16 protein-coding genes are annotated in these 18,637 nt (G+C 53.1%); 1 reads left to right on the top strand and 15 read right to left on the bottom strand.

Translation table 11 applies throughout. From position 1 onward, the window contains the following. Positions 1-9: 9 nt before the first annotated feature. The 3 genes from ABKW30_RS04485 to argH are packed head-to-tail and all read right to left on the bottom strand — an operon-like array spanning position 10 to position 3,115. Positions 10-774 carry an amino acid ABC transporter ATP-binding protein gene (locus ABKW30_RS04485; protein WP_348596915.1) on the bottom strand — a complete coding sequence of 255 codons (765 nt, stop codon included), beginning with the start codon at positions 772-774 and terminating at the stop codon, positions 10-12. Between the two features lie 2 nt (positions 775-776). Continuing rightward, positions 777-1,676 (bottom strand): amino acid ABC transporter permease, encoded by a 900-nt coding sequence (locus ABKW30_RS04480; protein ID WP_348596913.1) that lies wholly within the window; start codon positions 1,674-1,676, stop codon positions 777-779. A gap of 5 nt (positions 1,677-1,681) precedes the next feature. Next, the gene (gene argH / locus ABKW30_RS04475) at positions 1,682-3,115 is read right to left on the bottom strand and encodes an argininosuccinate lyase (protein WP_348596911.1); all 1,434 of its coding nucleotides are present in this window, start codon (positions 3,113-3,115) and stop codon (positions 1,682-1,684) included. Between the two features lie 117 nt (positions 3,116-3,232). On the opposite strand from argH, the gene ABKW30_RS04470 reads away from it, so the two are divergent. Then, on the top strand, positions 3,233-4,141 hold the full coding sequence (locus tag ABKW30_RS04470; RefSeq protein WP_348596909.1) for a LysR substrate-binding domain-containing protein: 909 nt from the start codon (positions 3,233-3,235) through the stop codon (positions 4,139-4,141). Here the strand turns inward: ABKW30_RS04470 and ABKW30_RS04465 are convergent, their stop codons facing one another. From ABKW30_RS04465 to ABKW30_RS04410, 12 genes are all read right to left on the bottom strand, one after another. Then, positions 4,142-5,800: a GMC family oxidoreductase N-terminal domain-containing protein gene (locus tag ABKW30_RS04465; protein ID WP_348596908.1), complete on the bottom strand. Its 1,659-nt coding sequence runs from the start codon at positions 5,798-5,800 to the stop codon at positions 4,142-4,144. A 1-nt stretch (position 5,801) separates the two neighbouring features. Further along, entirely contained in the window at positions 5,802-6,569 is a 768-nt protein-coding gene (locus tag ABKW30_RS04460; protein ID WP_348596906.1) for a 3-ketoacyl-ACP reductase, read from the bottom strand. Continuing rightward, positions 6,569-8,092 carry a GMC family oxidoreductase gene (locus ABKW30_RS04455; RefSeq protein ID WP_348596905.1) on the bottom strand — a complete coding sequence of 508 codons (1,524 nt, stop codon included), beginning with the start codon at positions 8,090-8,092 and terminating at the stop codon, positions 6,569-6,571. Before ABKW30_RS04455 ends, ABKW30_RS04460 begins: the two co-directional genes overlap by 1 nt. A 24-nt stretch (positions 8,093-8,116) precedes the next feature. Next, positions 8,117-9,235, bottom strand: a complete 1,119-nt coding sequence (gene ugpC, locus ABKW30_RS04450; protein WP_348596903.1) for a sn-glycerol-3-phosphate ABC transporter ATP-binding protein UgpC — start codon at positions 9,233-9,235, stop codon at positions 8,117-8,119. Between the two features lie 4 nt (positions 9,236-9,239). Continuing rightward, positions 9,240-10,121: a carbohydrate ABC transporter permease gene (locus ABKW30_RS04445; RefSeq protein ID WP_348596901.1), complete on the bottom strand. Its 882-nt coding sequence runs from the start codon at positions 10,119-10,121 to the stop codon at positions 9,240-9,242. Further along, complete coding sequence (locus ABKW30_RS04440; protein WP_348596899.1) at positions 10,118-10,996, bottom strand: sugar ABC transporter permease; 879 nt, start codon at positions 10,994-10,996, stop codon at positions 10,118-10,120. Before ABKW30_RS04440 ends, ABKW30_RS04445 begins: the two co-directional genes overlap by 4 nt. Positions 10,997-11,088: 92 nt before the next feature. Beyond that, positions 11,089-12,336 carry an ABC transporter substrate-binding protein gene (locus ABKW30_RS04435; protein ID WP_348596897.1) on the bottom strand — a complete coding sequence of 416 codons (1,248 nt, stop codon included), beginning with the start codon at positions 12,334-12,336 and terminating at the stop codon, positions 11,089-11,091. Positions 12,337-12,442: 106 nt separating this feature from the next. Then, complete coding sequence (locus ABKW30_RS04430) at positions 12,443-13,951, bottom strand: aldehyde dehydrogenase family protein (protein ID WP_348596895.1); 1,509 nt, start codon at positions 13,949-13,951, stop codon at positions 12,443-12,445. A gap of 2 nt (positions 13,952-13,953) precedes the next feature. Beyond that, positions 13,954-14,730, bottom strand: coding sequence for an enoyl-CoA hydratase/isomerase family protein (locus ABKW30_RS04425; protein ID WP_348596893.1), 777 nt, complete (start codon positions 14,728-14,730; stop codon positions 13,954-13,956). Continuing rightward, positions 14,723-16,324 carry an acyl CoA:acetate/3-ketoacid CoA transferase gene (locus ABKW30_RS04420; protein WP_348596891.1) on the bottom strand — a complete coding sequence of 534 codons (1,602 nt, stop codon included), beginning with the start codon at positions 16,322-16,324 and terminating at the stop codon, positions 14,723-14,725. Before ABKW30_RS04420 ends, ABKW30_RS04425 begins: the two co-directional genes overlap by 8 nt. A gap of 17 nt (positions 16,325-16,341) precedes the next feature. Then, positions 16,342-17,343, bottom strand: a complete 1,002-nt coding sequence (locus ABKW30_RS04415) for a Gfo/Idh/MocA family oxidoreductase (protein WP_348596890.1) — start codon at positions 17,341-17,343, stop codon at positions 16,342-16,344. After that, a complete protein-coding gene (locus ABKW30_RS04410; protein WP_348596888.1) occupies positions 17,340-18,377 on the bottom strand; it encodes a LacI family DNA-binding transcriptional regulator in 1,038 nt (345 codons plus the stop codon). Before ABKW30_RS04410 ends, ABKW30_RS04415 begins: the two co-directional genes overlap by 4 nt. Positions 18,378-18,637: the final 260 nt, after the last annotated feature.

The following is an 18,637-nucleotide window of genomic DNA, read 5'->3' as shown; positions in this document are numbered from 1 at the left end:
TTTATTGCTTCAAGCCAGAACGGCTGCGATAAAATCCTGAGTGCGTTTTTCTTTCGGACTGCCTAAAATCTCTTGAGGCGTTCCGCTCTCAATGATCTTGCCATGATCCATAAACACCACACGGTTCGCCACCTCGCGGGCAAAACCAAGCTCATGCGTGACAACAACCATCGTCATACCGCTTTTCGCCAGATTACGCATGACGCTGAGAACGTCGCTGACAAGCTCCGGATCAAGCGCCGATGTGGGCTCGTCAAAGAGCATCAGCTTCGGTTTCATCGCCAAGGCCCGGGCAATCGCGATACGTTGCTGCTGACCGCCCGAAAGCTCGCTGGGATAGGAGTCCTTCTTGTCAGCCAACCCCACTTTTTCGAGCAACGCCATGGCTTCGGGAATAACAGCACTTTTGGTACGCCTTTGCACCGTTACCGGACCCTCAATAATATTCTCGAGCACCGTCATATGAGCAAACAAGTTGAACCGCTGAAACACCATGCCGCTTGAAAGTCTTTGGCGTGCAATCTCCGAGTCATTCAACTGATAGAGCTTGTCACCTTCCTGCCTGAACCCGATGAGTTCATCATCAATCCATATTGCGCCGGAATCGATACGCTCAAGCTGGTTTATACAGCGCAGTAGCGTACTTTTGCCTGATCCGGACGGACCGATAATGCACAGGACTTCGCCATGCTCTATCTCAAGTGAAACCTTGTCGAGAGCCTGAAAATCGCCGAAAAATTTGTTAAGCTCAACTGCAACCACCATGGAGGACATCGTTACGCTCCCTCTGCTTCTGCAGCGGCTGCGCGCTTGGTATCCCGTCGTCCTTGGCTTTTCGCATAATGTTTCTCAAGCAGGTGCTGCCCGATGGAGAGTATGGTGACCACAACCAGATACCAGATGGCCGAAACAATCAGCAGTTCCATGACGCGGTTGTTAGCGTAATAGACGGACTGTGCGTTGCGCAGAATTTCGGCATAACCAATTACGCTGGCGACGGAAGTCAGCTTGACCATGCTGATGACTTCATTGCCGACGGGCGGAATGATAACCCGCATTGCTTGCGGCAGAATGATCCGGCGCAACATGGTGAGGCGTGTCATGCCGATCACTTTCGCAGCTTCAATTTGACCGTTGTCGACGGAGAGAATTCCGCCGCGAACCACTTCCGCCGTATAAGCTCCCTGATTGATGCCAAGTCCGAGCAGCGTCGCCATGAATGGTGTCATGAAATCGACGGTCCGCATTTCGAACAGGCCCGGAATACCCAAAGTCGGAAAAATCAGAGCAAGGTTGAACCAGAGCAGAAGTTGCAGGAGTAGCGGCGTGCCCCGGAAAAACCAGATGTAAAACACGGCCACATATTTGAGCACCGGATTTGGCGACATAATCATGATCGCAAAAACAACACCAAGAACAAGTCCAAGCGCCATGGCGCAGATTGTCATCAGGATTGTGTTCCAAAGTCCTGAAAGAATAGCCGGAGCAGTGAAAAACTGCGCAACCACAGGCCAGGCAATCTGCCCCTGTGCGAAGGCTTTGACGATCAGAGCCAACGCCAGAATGATCAGGGCGGCGGCCAGCCAGCGCCCATAATGCCGACGCGGCTGATGGTGGAGATGAGCAATCGAATATTTTGCCGGAGGAATGGAAATGGTACTGTCGACGCTTGCCATGTGTCTTACCTTTCAAATCTGGGACCGGAATAGAGGTTCAACCACTCCTGCTGCTCATTCAACAAATTGCCCAACCGCGCGATCTGTTCTTTAACCCTGGCGGGTGCGGTTCCGCCATAAGCTCTGCGCGCTTCAATTGCTGCCCTTGCCGTCAACGCTGATTTGATGGATGGCAGTAAACGCGTATCAACTGCGGCAAGATCATCGTCGCTCAAATCCTCCAGTCCAACTTCCCGGTCCTCGCAATAGCGTACAAGAGCGCCTGTAATTTCATGCGCCTCCGAGAATGGCACACCATTTTTTGCCAGCCAATCGGCAACTTCCGTCGCGAGCGTAAAGCCATCTACAGAATGCTGCTGCATCCGATCGACATTCACCCGCATTGTGCGGATGAGCCCGGCCATCGCAGGCACGACCAGCTCCAGCGCATCTATCGTATCAAACGCAGCATGCTTATCTTCGGCCAAGTCGCGATTATAGGCAAAGGGCAAACCTTTCAATGCAACCAGCATCGTCGTCAAACTGCCAATCAAACGCGAGGCGCGACCGCGGGTCAATTCTGCAATATCGCAGTTTTTCTTCTGCGGCATGATCGATGATCCTGTTGCATAGGAATCATCCATTTCGATCCAGCGGAACTGCCGAGACGACCACAGGAATAGCTCCTCGGCGAGGCGTGACAGGTGCACGCCGAACATTGCCATAACAAAGAGGAACTCTGCCACATGATCCCGGCTGCCAACGGCATCTATTGAATTCTCGCACGGCCCGTCATAACCAAGCTCTTCGGCTGACCGCTCAGGGTGCAAGGCGATGGCTGATCCTGCAAGCGCCGCAGCGCCCAGCGGCGAACGCGCCGCACGGCGATCCCAGTCACGCAGTCGCTCGAAATCGCGCGCAAAGGTTTGAGCATGTGCAAGCAGTTGATGTGCAAAACTCACAGGTTGTGCCGGTTGCAGATGTGTAAATCCAGTAGTGACAGTCTCTACGTGCTGACTGGCCTGCCCCATCAATGCAGCCTGAAGGGTAAGCATATCAGAACCAATCCTGCGACCGACATCACGCAGATAAAGTTTCAAGTCGTTGGCTGCCTGATCGTTGCGTGATCGTCCTGCACGTAACTTCCCTCCCAATATGCCAACACGCTCGCCAAGCACCCGCTCGAGAAACGTATGGATATCCTCATCGGAAAGAGACGGGGAGATGGCTCCCGATTTGTGTTCTTTTCCAATAGTTGCAAGCGCGGCGCAGACTTGATCCGCTTCGGCGGTTGTCAGGATTTTTGCACGAACCAGTTCCCGGGCGTGAGCCGCTGATGATGCGAGATCATAGGGTACAAGGCGGAAATAGCTGCTTTCCGATCTCGATAGTGCTGTCAGTTCTGCAGATGGACTAGCTCTGAAACGTGCACCCCACAAGCGCGCGGATTGCTCAGACATAATATTGTTCCCTTATTCTTTGTTGTTTGAAGCTTATGGTTGTGATTTCAGCGCGACAAACGAAATGATTTCGCGTAACCATTCCAAAATGGAATACCCCTCCAAGGGCAAATTGAAATGGTTACTGGCCGCAATTACCCATCCACGCGCGCGTTGCAGGTGATCGTCACGATTGCCGAGCGAGGAAGCACGACGGCTTGCGCACAGGCGTTGAATATGACCCAGAGCGCCGTCAGCAAACAGCTTCAATCACTTGAGCAACTCGCAGGAACTGTTCTCTTCACGCGTACGCCCTATGGCCTTTCAGCTACAGAAGCCGGCCGCATCTATGTAAACGAGGCTCGGGTTGCCTTGGGTGCCTTGGAAAATGCAACTCTGCGTATTGCTGCCTTGGGCTCATCACCCAATGCAATCAAACTTCACATTCTACCAATCATGGGCGACCGCTGGGTAATTCCCCGCTTTGCCGGGTTCGCAGATGCGCATCCCGAAATCGACGTGGAACTTTCCACCTTTGCAACGGCTGACTTGATTAACCAGGCAGATGCAGCTTTCCGGTTTGGGGAAGGCGATTGGCATGGGCAGAACAATTATTACCTTTTCGGGCGACAGGTAGCTCTTGTTGGAGCACCGCACTTTCTTGCCAAAAATGGCGGTATCCAAAGGCCGGGTGACATCCGTTCCTTTCCACTTCTTGATCACAAACATACGCCATTACGCTGGAGCGAGTTCGCAGCCGCTCACAAAATCACTGATTTCACCCCGGAACGCATTACGCATTTCGGTTATTACGCTCTCGTTATTCGTGCTGCCATAGCGGGACAGGGACTAGCCTTGGTACCGCGTGGCCTGATTGCCGATGAGCTTGCTTCCGGGAAACTTATCAACCCACTTGGCTATGGTTTCGTAAGCAATCATGCCTATTGGCTAACCTGCCCTGATGACCGTCCCCAGCGTCCCGCAATGCGGCTTTTTCTGGAATGGCTGTTGGAAGAAGTAGGATCAATGCCTCCGGAAATGCGGTAACTAGCTGATTTTCTCTCGTGCCCGTGGTCGTTTTTCATTGAGTTCGTTGGAGAATATCGCGGATGGTAACGGTGCCATGTTGCGGATGATATCGGCACCTTTCTCTCCCACCATGATCGTAGGTGCATTTGTATTGGCTGAGGGAACGCGCGGCATCACGGAACTGTCACACACCCGTAAGCCCTCAATGCCATGCACTTTCAATTCAAGATCGACAACAGCCATGTAATCCGTACCCATCTTGCAGGTACCGACCGGGTGATGGTCTGTCTTTGCATTGGCGCAGCCATACTCAAACAATTCTTCATCCGAATTGTATTTTGGTCCGGGCAAACGCTCGGCTAGAACATATGGTTTAAGTGCTGCCTGGTGCATGATCTCGCGAGCCAGCTTCAATCCTTCGATCGACATCTTGCGGTCATGCGGATCACTCCAATAATTTGGATCGATCAGCGGAGCCGCCGTGGGGTCTCCGGAACGCAGGCGCACAGTGCCGCGGGAGCGCGGATGCAAATATGCAGAATTCAGCGTTACACCGGCATTCTTCAGGCGTTCCACGCCAGCCTCAATCCCTGAGCCAAGCCCCAGATGAAACTGGATGTCAGGTGACCGCGCTTCCGCATCGGCATACCAGAAGCCGCCTGTCTCAAACAGGCTGGAGGCAACGGGACCTGAACGGAACATCACATATTGCAGCCCCGCCCAGAGGGTACGATGCAGCTTGGCAACCCCGTCATAGGTATGATCGCCCGTGCATTCGCTGATAACAAAAAGATCCAGATGATCCTGCAGATTTTCACCGACACCCGGCAGATTGTGTACGACCGGAATACCAGCGCTTTTCAGGTGATCGGCAGGGCCGATACCCGATTGCAGTAGAAGCTTTGGCGATCCAATTGCGCCCGAACTAACCAGAACCTCGCGGTCTGCACGTATGATCTCACGAGTATTGCCGGTGATGATCTCCACCCCCACGGCGCGGGTGCCTTCAATGACAATCCTTGATACCTGAGCGCCCATACGCACTGTCAAATTCTTGCGCTTTTTTATGGGAGAGAGATAGGCCATCGATGCGGAAGAGCGACGCCGATTGCGCTGCGTTAGTTGGTAAAAACCCACACCTGCCTGCTGCTTGCCGTTGAAATCGTGATTGTAGGGGATACCCAATTCCTGACCGGCGCGAATATAGGCATCACAGATCGGCAATGCGGCGACCGGCATTGAAACGCCGAGCGGACCACCATAGGAGTGATAATCGTCAGCAAAACGTTGATTGTCTTCAGCCCTTTTGAAGTACGGGAGGATGTCGCGATAACTCCAGCCCGTGCAACCATCCTCATTCGCCCATAAGTCGTAGTCGGTTGCATTGCCGCGTGCGTAAAGCTGGGCATTGATGCTGGAGCCGCCGCCTATAACCTTTGCCTGCGTATAGCGAAGAACGCGGTTGTTCATGTGCTTTTGCGGTACGGTTTCCCAACCCCAGCTGGCAACCCCCTTGGTCATTTTGGCAAAGCCCGCAGGCATATGGAACAACGGATTCCAATCACCTCCACCGGCCTCCAGCAGCAAGACTGAAACATCGCTGTCTTCGCTCAACCTGTTGGCAAGCACGCAGCCAGCCGGTCCAGCGCCAGTGATAATGTAATCAAAGCTTTTCATTTCAGAGCCTGCTTATGGAAAGGGCACCATCCGCGTTGATGATGGAACCTGTGGCAAAATTGAAATCTCCGCTGGCAAGTGCGGCAGCGATGCGACCAAGGTCATCCGGCTCGCCCCAGCGCTTCATCGGAACCAAGCCATCCGAAATCAGACGGTCGTATTTTTCGGTAACGCTGGCGGTCATGTCAGAACGGATAATACCGGGGCGAACATCGAAAACACTGATGTCATGATCAGCCAGCCTCAATGCCAACCCTTGTGTGAAGGCAGCAAGCGCTGCTTTCGTCATGCAGTAATCAAGGCGTTCCGGCGATGTCATTGCCGCCGAAACCGATGTAATATTGATGATCGAGCGTGGATGGCCGACGGCCTTGTCTGAGATCATTTCCCGAACTATCGCTTGGGAAAAGAACACGGTCCCGCGGAGATTGACGTCAAAAATCGTGTCGTAATTGGCAGCATCCAGATCGAGAAAGTCTCCTCGCACCTTCGAGCCAATTCCTGCATTGTTCACGAGGCAATCGATCTGGCCAAACTCATCGATAATTGTTTGTACTGTTGCCTGGTGCGCCGACAGATCGGCAATATCTGCTTGAATAAATTGAGCCTTTGCGCCGAGATTCTGCAATATTTCTATGGCAGATTCACTTGCTTCATCCGCGGCAATATCCGTGATCACGAGGTCAAATCCTTTGGATGCCAATGCCTTGGCGATTCCAAAGCCGATACCCCGGCGCGCACCGGTAACAATCGCAAGCGGACGCCTCATCAGCTCAGCTCCTTTGCAGTAATATGATCTGCAACGCGCAGGGCCTGAGCAGCAATTGTCAGCGCAGGATTAACGGCAGCAGATGTCGGCAGGAACGCGGCATCAACCACAAAGAGATTGGAATGGTCATGGGAGCGGCAATATATATCAAGCGGCGCGGTTGAAGGATCAGCGCCCATACGCACGGTACCGCACTGATGCGATGGGGTCTTCCGGTCAAATGCTTTGGAAACAACCAAAGGGAAACCTGCCGCACGAAGTACAGCCTTGATTTGTGCAACCAGTTTTTGATGAGCATGCCAATTGCTTCTTATCCACTGGAGGATGATTTTATCGCCATCAATCTGGACTCGGCTTTCAGGCTTCGGCACATCTTCACTCATGGCAAGGAAATCCACGGTGTGGGCGCAAAATCTGTTCAGGAGCCACTCGGGCACAAGTTTCATATCAGATTTCAGGACAGGCGCGCTGATCCGGCCGAGCAACTGGACGTTGCCTAACGGCGCTCCACCCTTTCCGTCGGAAAGATAGAAATCATTGAAGCCCAGCGTCTTCTGATAGACGGAATCGTTTTTAAAGCGAGGGTCAAAGCCAATAACCGCCGACAGGTTGTGGTTCATAAAATTTCGGCCGACCTGATCGGAACGATTGGCCAACCCCGCCGGATTTGCATTATTCGCAGAGCGCAAAAGGAGAACCGCAGATTGCACCGCTCCGGCTGAAAGGATTACCAATTTAGGCTTGATAACAAAGCGCTGTCCGCCTGTTTCGTAGTGCACGGCAGTGATCGTTTTGCCGTCTAATGCTGTTTCCAGATTGGTCACGCGTGAGTTTGTCTGGATTGTTACATTGTCGTGTTTCAGCGCTGCAGCAAGTGCAGTGGTCTCTGCATCCATTTTGCCATTGAAACTGTTAGGGTGTGCATCCCAAGGTGTTTTGCCATGTGACAGCCATGTATCGATATCAACGCCAAGCGGCAGCGAGAAAGGATGAACGCCTGCGGTTTTGAGGCGCTGGCGTAATAAGCTGATTGGAGCCTCATCCGGCACGGGTGGAAATTTATAATGGGTTGAATGCTGCGGTTCGGTTGGATCCTCGCCCAGAGCACCACGGACCTGAAACAGTTCCTCCGCCTTACCGTACCACCGTTCCAATTCTTGATACCGGAATGGCCAAGCTGGCGAGACGCCTTCCAAATGCTGCATCTCTTCAAAATCTTCGGCACGGTAACGTGTAAGCACTGCACCGTAGAATTTCGAGTTCCCGCCTACATTGTAGTAATTCCCGGGATTGAAGGCTTTCCCAGTTTCGTCATACCAGCTCTCCTTGGGGCGGAAGAAACCTCTTTGAAAGATCGCTCTTGGATCACGATTTTCCGGACGATCCGGGAGATGATCTCCCGCCTCAAGAATGAGAATGTCAGCTCCCGACGCCGCGAGGCCAGCGGCCATAGTCGAACCACCAACACCCGAGCCGATGATGACAATATCTGCAGTTGTACGTGGTTGCGGTTGACGTGTCATTTGTTCGGAATCGTTCGGCGCTTTTTAAGCGCCGATACGCAATTGCGATTGCGGATCAAAGAACACTGCTTTGTCCAGATTGAACGCGAGCTTTGTCTTCTGGCCCGGCAGAATATGAGCATCTGCACGCAGCCGTGCGACCACTTCTTTGCCGCCAAGCTTTGTAACAGCGAAAGTATCCGAGCCAGCCGGCTCAACCACTTCGATCAAGCACTCGCCCTCAGCCAGAGACGCCGCATTTCTGTCGGCGCCATCCGGATCGGTAAGGGCTTCCGGACGAATACCAAAGACAACGTCCTTGCCGGAATAACCTGCCAGCGCAGCATTGGTCTTCTTGATTGGCAGCCGCAAGGGGGCTGCATCGGGCCGTTCGAGAGTCACATGCAGATCAGAAGCTGCTCCATCGATCTTTGCCTTGAGAAGATTCATGGCCGGTGAACCCATGAAATCCGCAACGAACAGATTTGTCGGATTGTTGTAGATTTCTGCAGGCGTGCCAAATTGCTGCAGGACACCGTCCTTCAACACCGCAATCTTGCTGGCAAGGGTCATGGCCTCGATCTGGTCGTGCGTCACATAAACAATCGTTGTCTTCATCCGTTGATGCAGGCGCTTGATTTCCGTACGCATGTCGACACGCAGCTTGGCATCGAGATTGGACAATGGTTCGTCGAATAGAAACACCTGCGGGTTGCGCACAAGCGCCCGGCCCATGGCAACGCGCTGACGCTGACCGCCTGAAAGCTGACTTGGCTTGCGGTCCAGAAGATGGCCGATCTGCAGCATGTCAGCAACCTGTTTGATAGCTTTGTCACGCTCGGGTTTCGGTACGCCACGAATTTCCATACCGAAGGCGATATTTCCTCCCACGGTCATATTCGGATACAGCGCATAGGACTGGAACACCATGGCGATATCACGCTTCGATGGATGCAGCCCACTTATCGACTTTCCCCTTATAGAAATATCGCCTGAGGTAATCGGTTCGAGTCCCGCAATAGTGTTTAGCAGGGTAGATTTACCGCAACCGGACGGACCAACGAGGACGAGAAAACCGCCCTCATCGATTTCGATATTGATATCCTTCAGGATCGGCACGTTACCGTATGACTTGTGCAGGTCTTTGATTTGGAGAAATGACATTGATTTATCCCTTCACGGCGCCGGACATGAGGCCGCGGACGAAATAACGCCCGGAGACGATGTAGACGATGAGAGTTGGCAGCGCTGCGAGTATGGCGCCGGCGAAATGCACATTGTATTCTTTCACACCCGTCGACGAGTTGACGAGATTGTTCAGAGCAACGGTCATGGGCGTGCTGTTAAATCCGGAGAACGATGCACCAAAAAGGAAGTCGTTCCAGATGTTGGTGAATTGCCAGATGACTGAAACAACGATGATCGGACCCGACGAAGGCAACAGGATGCGGCGGAATATCTGAAAGAAGCTTGCGCCGTCTATTTGAGCTGCGCGTACCAGTTCAGTTGGAAATGCTTCGTAGTAATTGCGGAAATACAGGGTCGTGAAACCCAGTCCGTAAATGACGTGAACCAGGACCAACCCCTGAATCGTACCCGCCATGTTCAATATTCCCAGAACGCGGGCCATAGGGATGAGCACGATCTGAAATGGTATGAAACAGCCAAGGAGCAGCATGCCGAACATTACATTCGAACCACGGAATTTCCACTTTGTCAGAACGTAGCCATTCAATGCGCCGAGGATTGTAGAGATAGCCACGGCAGGAACGACCATGATTATCGAATTGATGAAATAAGGACGAAGGCCGGTGGGCTGAACGCCAATCTGGGCAGTCGACCAGGCAGAGAGCCAAGGTTCGATTGTCCATTCGCGTGGAGGCGATAACATTCCGCCCTGCCGGATTTCATCCAGCGTTTTAAGCGAATTCACGACCATTACGTAGAGGGGCAACAGGTAATAAAACGCAAACACCAAAAGCGCGGTGTAAATCAGTACACGCGTCAGCTTTCCACTGCTGATTGCATTGTCGGGGCTTGGAGCACTCATTTGTTGCCTCCCCTGATTTCTGAATAGAGGTAAGGAACAATGATCGAGAAGATCATGATCAGCATAATGATCGCTGAAGACGCCCCGATGCCCATCGAGTTACGGGTGAATGTGTAGGAATACATGAAGGTTGCGGGCAATTCTGTTGCCTGACCCGGACCACCGCCTGTCAGCGCGATCACCAGATCGTATGCCTTGATGGCAAGATGCGCGAGCACCACGACGGCAGAAAGGAATACCGGGCGCATGAGCGGAATGATAATACGGCGGTAGATCATGCCGGTCGAGGCTCCATCGATCTGGGCGGCCTTGATGATTTCATTATCCACGCCGCGCAAACCGGCAAGAAACATTGCCATGACGAAGCCGGAGGACTGCCAAACGGCGGCAATAACAACCGTGTAGATCGCCATCTTTGAATCTTTGATCCAATTGAACGAGAAACTCGCCCAGCCCCATTGATGGATGGTATTTTCAAGGCCGATACCGGGGTCCAGAAACCACTTCCAAGCCACGCCGGTCACGATGAACGACAGTGCCATGGGATAGAGATAGATCGGGCGGAGAAAACCTTCGATACGGATTTTTTGATCAAGCAGAATAGCAAGCCCAAGTCCGATGACCGTGCAAATAATGATGTAGAGCGAAGCAAAAATGCCAAGATTGGTGATTGCACGCCACCAATGTGGCAATGCCCAGAGCTTACGATAGTTCTCAAAGCCGACAAAACCATATGTGGGCAGCATTTTACTATCCGTAAAGGACAACACGCCCGTGTAGGCAATGAACCCATAAACGAAAATCAATACGATCAGGAAGCTCGGTCCCAATACCAGCTTTGGTATAAGGTCCTGTATGCGGCTGCGGGTATCCATAGCCTCACCCCTTCAAATAAGCATTATTATCATTGCCGCGCACTTGCGGAAAACTGTTCGGGGCGATATCGCCCCGAACAGAGATGCTGCGTTTACTTGGCAGCATCAACGGCTGAAACAAGTTCCTTGACGGCATCTTCCGACGACAGATCGCCATTGAACTGACGTGTCACCACGTCATAGATCGCATTCTTCACAGCTGCTGGATTGGCATGGCCGTGAGCCATCGAACCATAAAGCGTGCCTGCCGTGTTGGCTTCAGCCAGATCTTTGATCGCCTTCTTGCCGCAATCATCGAATGCTGTGTCCGGAACGTCAGTACGTGCGGGAGCTGAGCCCTTGACGACGTTGAAGGCCGACTGGAAGACAGGGTCTTCGATTGCAGAAGCCATAACCAGCTGAGGCTTGGCCTTTTCATCGCTGACCTTGAACATGGCAAACTGGTCAGAGTTGAACGTGACAGAACCCTGTGTACCTGGGAAGCGCATGCAAACGAAATCCTTGCCTGGCTCTTTCTTGGCTTTGACAAACTCGCCCTTTGCCCAGTCACCCATGAACTGCAGGCCAGCCTTGTTTTCGATAACCATTGCGGAAGCAAGGTTCCAGTCACGACCGGAGAAATTGTCATCCACATAGCTGCGAAGCTTGGTCATGCGGTCGAAGGCTTCCTTCATCTTGTCACCGCCAAGAGCAGCCGGATCGAGATCAATGAAAGCTGCCTTGTAGAAGTCATTACCAAGCGACAGGACAACAGCATCGAAAATCGTCGCATCCTGCCAAGGCTGACCACCGTGGGCGATCGGTGTGATGCCCTGTTCTTTGAACTTGTCGAGAAGAGCGATCAGTTCGTCCCAGTTCGCAGGTTCCTTGCCACCGGCCTTGTCGAGAGCGGCCTTGTTGATCCAGATCCAGTTGGTCGAGTGCACATTGACCGGAGCTGCGATCCAGTGGCCATCATACTTCGAGAACTTCTGCAGAGCGGTCGGGATTACATCATCCCATTTTTCTTTCGAAGCAACTTCATCAAGATTGCCAAGTGCGCCCTGTTTCGCCCAATCGATAATATCGAAGCCGAGCATCTGTACGGCTGTCGGAGCATTGCCTGCAGTAACGCGAGCACGAAGAACGGTCATGGCTTCTGTACCGCCACCGCCGGAAACGGGCATGTCAGACCAACTGATGCCTTTGCTTTCCAGATCCTTCTTCAGCACTTCAAGTGCCGTTGCTTCACCGCCGGATGTCCACCAGTGCAAAACCTCGACATTTTCAGCAGCGCGAGCTGCCGTTGCAACGCCCATCAGCATGGCTGTGGCGGCTACAGTATTCATCAACTTTTTCATTTAGTCCTCCCGTGAGAAAAAAGAGATAAAAATCCAACAAAACCGACTGAAGTTTCCCTAAGTCCGGAGCATTCATACAGCATGCAGAATGGCTCTTACAATCGATTTAATTGGTTGACCATACTACTTTCCTACTACCGATGTGCATGTTTAAAGTCTTGGTTTCCGTGTAATCCTCAACGGCATGCCTTCCAAGTTCCCGGCCAAGACCGGATTGTTTATAGCCACCGAACGGCAGTTCCGATGCGCCGTCCATGAATGTATTCATCCAGATCGTTCCTGCACGCACCTTGCGCCCTACACTCAGGCAGGTGTCGAAGTCACGGCTCCAAACTCCAGCGGACAAGCCATAATCAATTGAATTGGCAATTTTTACCGCATCTTCCAGTGTTTCGAAAGTCAGAACCGATAGCACCGGACCGAAAACCTCCTCACGCGCTACGGCCATTTCAGGCTTAACTGATGAAAGAATTGTGGGCGACATAAACTGCCCCATGCCGAGGTTCAACAACTCCCCACCATAACTTACTGAGGCTCCTGACGACGCGGCATTGCGGACATAATCATTGATTTTTGCCAGATGTTCCGGAGTGATAATCGCCCCTACCTTCGTCTGCGGATCAAGCGGATCTCCCACTTTCACTTTGGCTGATAATGCCGCCACCCGTGCTATAACGTCATCGGCTATATCCCGGTGAACAATCAAACGTGAACCGGCATTGCAGCATTCGCCCGCGTTGAAATACGCCCCAAAAACTGCGGCATCGATGAAATCATCGAGATTTGCATCCGGAAATACGATCTGGGGGTTTTTGCCGCCCAGCTCGAGTGATACCTTTTTCAAGGTCTGTGCGGCATTGGCCATGGTCAGCTTGCCAACCCCGGTCGAACCGGTGAAGGATACCATGTCCACATGGGGGTGCGTTGTCATGGGAGCACCAACTTCCGGACCAGTGCCGACGATGATATTGACCACTCCGGAAGGCACGCCTGCTTCCATCAGAATTTCGCCGAGAAGAAGCGTTGAGCCCGATGTCAGCTCCGAAGGCTTAACCACAGCTGTACAACCAGCAGCGAGAGCAAATGGCAATTTCTGACTGACGATGAGGAAAGGGAAGTTCCACGGAGTGATAATGGAAATGACACCGATGGCTTCCCGCAACACGACACCGAGTGTTCCTTCTCCAAGGGTATTATAGCTCTCCCCATGAAGATCCCGCCCAAGGGCGGCGGCATAACGCCAGATATCCACGGCGCCGCCAAGTTCGGCTTTTGCCTGACTGATTGGCTTGCCGGATTCGATACAGTCAAGATAAGCGAGTTCATCGGAGCGAGCAGCGATGAGATCCGCCGCTCTGAGCAGGATATTTGAACGTTCTGCACCAGTCATATGCGGCCATGGGCCAGTGTCGAACGCTACACGTGCGGCAGCAATTGCACGCTCCGCATCGGCTTTCGTGCCAGCCTGATAGCGCGACACCACAACACCATGTCCAGGGCTCTTGCGCTCGATAACATCGCCCGCAGCGCCATTGGTCCATCTGCCATCAATCAGCATCTGGAACTCGCGCACTTTAAAATTTTCCAGTGCCTGTGGGCGGACCAGAACTGTCATTATCATTCTCCCTTGAACGCGGGTTCGCGCTTTTCGGCAAATGCCGAAACGCCTTCTTTCAAGTCCGCTGTTTTCGCTACGAGGATCGAGCCCAAGGCTTCCACCGCTGTTCCATTGTCTTCGCCATTGGCAGAAGCAATCATGAGTTTTGCCACTTCGATAGCCGAAGGACCTCGCTTGGCTATGCGTTCGGCATAAGCTTGGGCCGCGTTAAGTGCAGTTCCAGTTTCAACCACATGATCTACAAGCCCGAGAGCAAGCCCTTCATTCGCACTGAATATTTCTCCACCGAGAGCCATTCGGCGTACCGCCTGCGCGCCGAAACGCAAGGTTAAACGTTGCGTGCCGGACCAACCGGGGATCATCCCCAGACCCGTTTCAGGCAGGCCGAGCTTGATGTGCGATTCTGCAATTCGAATATCCGCAACCGCGGCAAGCTCCAGTCCACCACCCAGCGCATGTCCATTGAGCGCTGCGATAAGTGGTACGCGCAACGTTGCGAGACGCTCGAAAACACGATGGCCAAACCGCACCCACGCATGTCCGAATTCGTTCGGCGTCATCGCGGCCCAAGCTTTGATATCACCTCCTGCAGAGAAAGCCTTTCCTGCCCCGGTGAGGATTGCAGCACGTACCTGCCCATCAGCCTCGACGGTATCGCAAGCAGTGCTCAGTTCCTTCAACATGCCAATGTCCAAAGCGTTCAGCTTTTCAGGCCGTGTAATGGTTATGGTAGCGACGTGGCCGTTAATCGAAACGTGGATGCGGGGCTCAGCCATGGAGTGTCCTCTGCTTCTTTTGCGGCAGCTTCAGGCCAAATGGTTCTGGCGAAAACAGATGCGCATCCATCAGCTTGAGGTTCCGCGCGACAACGAGCGGGAATTCGGATTGATCGAGAATATGCGCTTGCAGATCGATACCCGGAGCGATTTCCGTCAGCACCAAACCTTCGGGGCGCAAGACCATGACGCAGCGCTCGGTTACGTAGGTAATGTCCTGCCCCTGCTCCACGGCGCGGCGGCCGGAGAAGGTGACATGCTCGACCTCGTTGACGAGCTTTTTCAGCTTGCCTTCTTTCTCGATAATCAACTTGCCGTTTTCAATGTGCACCTTCGCACCGGCATTGAACATGCCGGAGAAAACAATCTTGCGGGCACGAGCCGTGATATCGACAAAGCCGCCAGCGCCTGCCGTTACATGCGGACGAAAGCTGAGCTTTGAGACATTGACTGAGCCCGACTTGTCGATCTCAAGGAACGACAGCAGCGAAGCGTCGAAACCCGCACCTTGAAAATAAGTGAACTGGTGAGGCGATGGGACAAATGCCTCAGCATTGGAGGCACAGCCAAAGGCAAAATCCAACAATGGTATTCCGCCGACCGGACCCTGCTCGATGACCCAGGTAACAGCGCCGTGCAGGCCCTCTTCGAGCAGAATCCGCGGCACATTTGCCGAGATACCAAAGCCGAGATTAACAGCACTACCCGCCTCAAGCTCGCTTGCAACGCGGCGCGCAATGACCTTTTGGATATTGAAATCGGCCAAAGCAAAGTCTTCCAGCGGATGGAAAATTTCGCCGGATATGGCCGGATCATAAACAGTCTGCGTCGTCTGCTTCTGGTCTGGATCGACAACAATATAGTCGACCAGAATGCCCGGAACGCGAACATCATGCGGTTTCAGCGATCCGCTTTTCGTTATGCGTTTGACTTGGGCAATGACAATGCCGCCATTGTTGCGCACAGCGAGCGCCTGATCAAAACCACCAAGATAAGCGCCTTCATGCTCATAGGTGAGATTGCCGCGCTCATCGGCGGTAGTCGCGCGAATGATAGCGACTTGGGGAATGATCGGCTTGAAAAACAGCCATTCTTCGCCGTCAAAATTGATCTTGCTGACCACTGGTTCTTTCGAAGCTGCCGCATTCATGGCGCAGCCCTGACGGTCGGGATCGACAAAGGTATCCAAGCCAACCTTTGTCAGCACGCCGGGACGCTTGGCTGCTGCCTCGCGGTGCATGTCGAACAGAATACCGGACGGGACATTATATGCCGCGACTTCATCATTGCCGATCATTTGCCAGATCAAAGGCGGTTCGGCAGTAGACGGGCCCGATGGATAAGAGCCGCCAATGATTTTCTTTAGGAGGCCTTTCTTGGCAATATAATCGACCCCCTTGATACCGCTCATATCGCCCGCTGCGATAGGGTGCAGCGTGGTGAGATCACGTGGCTGGCCGGTAGCATCGAACCGTGCGCCAATCGCCTTCAGCATCAGGTCCGGACAGCCAAGACCGCTGGACGAAGACACCGTGATGATGGCTTCATCAGGGATGAGATCAGCGGCTTGTTCTGGGGTTATGTGCTTGTTCATGCTTGGTTTTATTCTTCTCAAAGGCCAGGATCAATCGGTTGTGCAGTTCCGGTTTCCGCGGCCTTCGCCACAGCCAGACCAGCTGCGAGAGACCAAAGCCCATCCTCACCGCTTGCGGCAGGCTTCCCATCTCCAGCGATCGCGGAATGGAATTTGGCGATACCCGTTTCGTATAAATTCCTGTGATCGAGCTTCAGCTCTGTTTCGCCATCGGCATTGCGCAGGTTCACCACACCGACCGGCCTTTGCGACATCACATTGCGGCCAACAAGAGAACCTTCAGTGCCATGCACTTCGAAGCCCGTCTCGGAATATTTGGTTGTAAAACCATCGTGGAACATGGCGATAAGGCCGGACTTAAAGCGTATGACCCCCATGACCGCATCAGCCAGACCGGCTTTAGCCAAACCGCTTTGTTGAGTAGAAGCAATGGCTTCGACCGGATCGTCGTTCAATACATAACGCAACGTATCCGTGTCATGCACAGTGATGTCGAGGATGACACCGCCACCCGCATCCGGGCGATCAAGACGCCAGCCCTGCAAATGCGGTGGCAGATAAACAGCGTGAAATACTTTCGCCGCCAATGGCTTGCCAATCTTGCCGGCAGCGACCGCATCGCGCATCGCTGTGTGAGTGGCGGCATTACGCAAATGATGGTTGGTGGCGAAAACAACATTGGCGGCCTTGCAGGCATCGACCATGACTTTTGCATCGGCCAAGCTTGTCGCCAGAGGCTTCTCGCAAAGGATGTGCTTACCAGCCTTTGCCGAAGCCAGAACCTGATCCTTGTGCAGCTCGTTTGTTGTCGAAATGTAAACAGCATCAATGGGTTGACCATTCAGCAGCGCATCCAAAGTATTGACTGAATGGGGAATGCCGTGATCCGCAGCGTACTTCGCTCCCCGCTCCACATTGGTACTCATGACCGAAACGATCTCGCCGCCACTAGCCCGGATCGCACCGATCACCCACTCGTGTGCAATGGTACTTGCCCCGATCAATCCCCAACGTATCATGCCATTTCCTCCGATTGTTTTACTGATGCGCCGCAGCTCTGGCGCACGACCAGTCTCACCGATGTTATGATCGACTCCTGATCGCGTTGCCCTGAATTGATCTGCTTGAGCAAAAGTTGTGCCGCACGCTGACCCATCCCCTGCGGGTCAACAGACACTGTTGTCAGGGCAGGAACTGCGGTCTTCGCCTCGATAACATCATCGAAGCCTATGATTGCAAATGATTTTCCTGGCTCAAGGCCGTTGGCGCGCAGACCATCGCACACACCGAATGCCACCGCATCATTGAGGCACAAGGCGGCGGTTGGACGGCCAGTGAGCACCATTAAACGTTCTAAAGCAATCACTCCTCCGGCGCGGGAGGGAGCGGAATGAATGATGAATCTTTCGTCGACCGGAATGCCCACATCCGCAAGCGCATTGCGGTAGCCGCGCAGGCGCTCGCCAAAAACGGCGGTGTCCTGGAAACCACCCATGAAAGCAATACGACGATGACCCAGACCAACCAGATGCCTGACAGCCGCCTTGGCACCCGCATAATTGTCGGACAACAGCGTCGAAACCTTAACCCCGGGGAGATTGCGGACAACAACGACAACGGGGATACCACTTTCAACCAACGCCTTGATATCATTAGGTTCTGTACCGCGAGCCGGTGACAGGATCAGTCCTGCAATTCCATTCTCCCGCATAGAAGCAATGACTTCGCGCTGACGATCAACGCTCTCGCCGCTATGGGCAAGGAACTGAACATAACCCGCGGATTGAACGACCATATCCATGCCCACAGCCAGTTCTGCGAAGAAACTATTGGTCAGGTCATTGACCACTATACCGACAATTTTCGACTTGGACTGGCGCAGGCTGGCAGCGCCACGGTTATAAATATAGCCCAATTCAACGATATGAGCATTGACCTTTTCGCGGGTACTTTCACTGACCAGCGGGCTCTTTTGAAGAACCAGCGACACAGTCGATTTCGACACGCCAGCGGCGCGCGCAATATCCACGATGCTTGTTCTGGTCCGGCTCAAAAGCGACTTCCTCCACCAAGCTCGCCATATAATTGGAACGTTCCAATTACGTCAAGAGGTTAATTTACACAACCGTATGCACCTAAAATGCATCCATGGGTTACGAATTTGCTGCCATTTCCGCCTGTTTTGCTGGCAAACTTCGTTATTTCAACGCAATACCGCGCCATTCTCCTACAGTTTGGCTGTAATCCAGATTTATTTCTTGTTTTTTGGATCGTTCCAAAATATGTGTTCTTTTGTTCGATGGGAGCGATGAG

This window comes from Phyllobacterium sp. SB3, assembly GCF_040009165.1.
Lineage (GTDB): Bacteria > Pseudomonadota > Alphaproteobacteria > Rhizobiales > Rhizobiaceae > Phyllobacterium.
This window is presented reverse-complemented; position numbering and strand designations above follow the sequence as displayed.

Coding starts and splice junctions, on each gene's coding strand:
- ABKW30_RS04485 (WP_348596915.1), bottom strand. CDS start 774: ATGTCCTCCATGGTGGTTGCAGTTGAGCTTAACAAATTTTTCGGCGAT.
- ABKW30_RS04480 (WP_348596913.1), bottom strand. CDS start 1,676: ATGGCAAGCGTCGACAGTACCATTTCCATTCCTCCGGCAAAATATTCG.
- argH (WP_348596911.1), bottom strand. CDS start 3,115: ATGTCTGAGCAATCCGCGCGCTTGTGGGGTGCACGTTTCAGAGCTAGT.
- ABKW30_RS04470 (WP_348596909.1), top strand. CDS start 3,233: ATGGTTACTGGCCGCAATTACCCATCCACGCGCGCGTTGCAGGTGATC.
- ABKW30_RS04465 (WP_348596908.1), bottom strand. CDS start 5,800: ATGAAAAGCTTTGATTACATTATCACTGGCGCTGGACCGGCTGGCTGC.
- ABKW30_RS04460 (WP_348596906.1), bottom strand. CDS start 6,569: ATGAGGCGTCCGCTTGCGATTGTTACCGGTGCGCGCCGGGGTATCGGC.
- ABKW30_RS04455 (WP_348596905.1), bottom strand. CDS start 8,092: ATGACACGTCAACCGCAACCACGTACAACTGCAGATATTGTCATCATC.
- ugpC (WP_348596903.1), bottom strand. CDS start 9,235: ATGTCATTTCTCCAAATCAAAGACCTGCACAAGTCATACGGTAACGTG.
- ABKW30_RS04445 (WP_348596901.1), bottom strand. CDS start 10,121: ATGAGTGCTCCAAGCCCCGACAATGCAATCAGCAGTGGAAAGCTGACG.
- ABKW30_RS04440 (WP_348596899.1), bottom strand. CDS start 10,996: ATGGATACCCGCAGCCGCATACAGGACCTTATACCAAAGCTGGTATTG.
- ABKW30_RS04435 (WP_348596897.1), bottom strand. CDS start 12,336: ATGAAAAAGTTGATGAATACTGTAGCCGCCACAGCCATGCTGATGGGC.
- ABKW30_RS04430 (WP_348596895.1), bottom strand. CDS start 13,951: ATGACAGTTCTGGTCCGCCCACAGGCACTGGAAAATTTTAAAGTGCGC.
- ABKW30_RS04425 (WP_348596893.1), bottom strand. CDS start 14,730: ATGGCTGAGCCCCGCATCCACGTTTCGATTAACGGCCACGTCGCTACC.
- ABKW30_RS04420 (WP_348596891.1), bottom strand. CDS start 16,324: ATGAACAAGCACATAACCCCAGAACAAGCCGCTGATCTCATCCCTGAT.
- ABKW30_RS04415 (WP_348596890.1), bottom strand. CDS start 17,343: ATGATACGTTGGGGATTGATCGGGGCAAGTACCATTGCACACGAGTGG.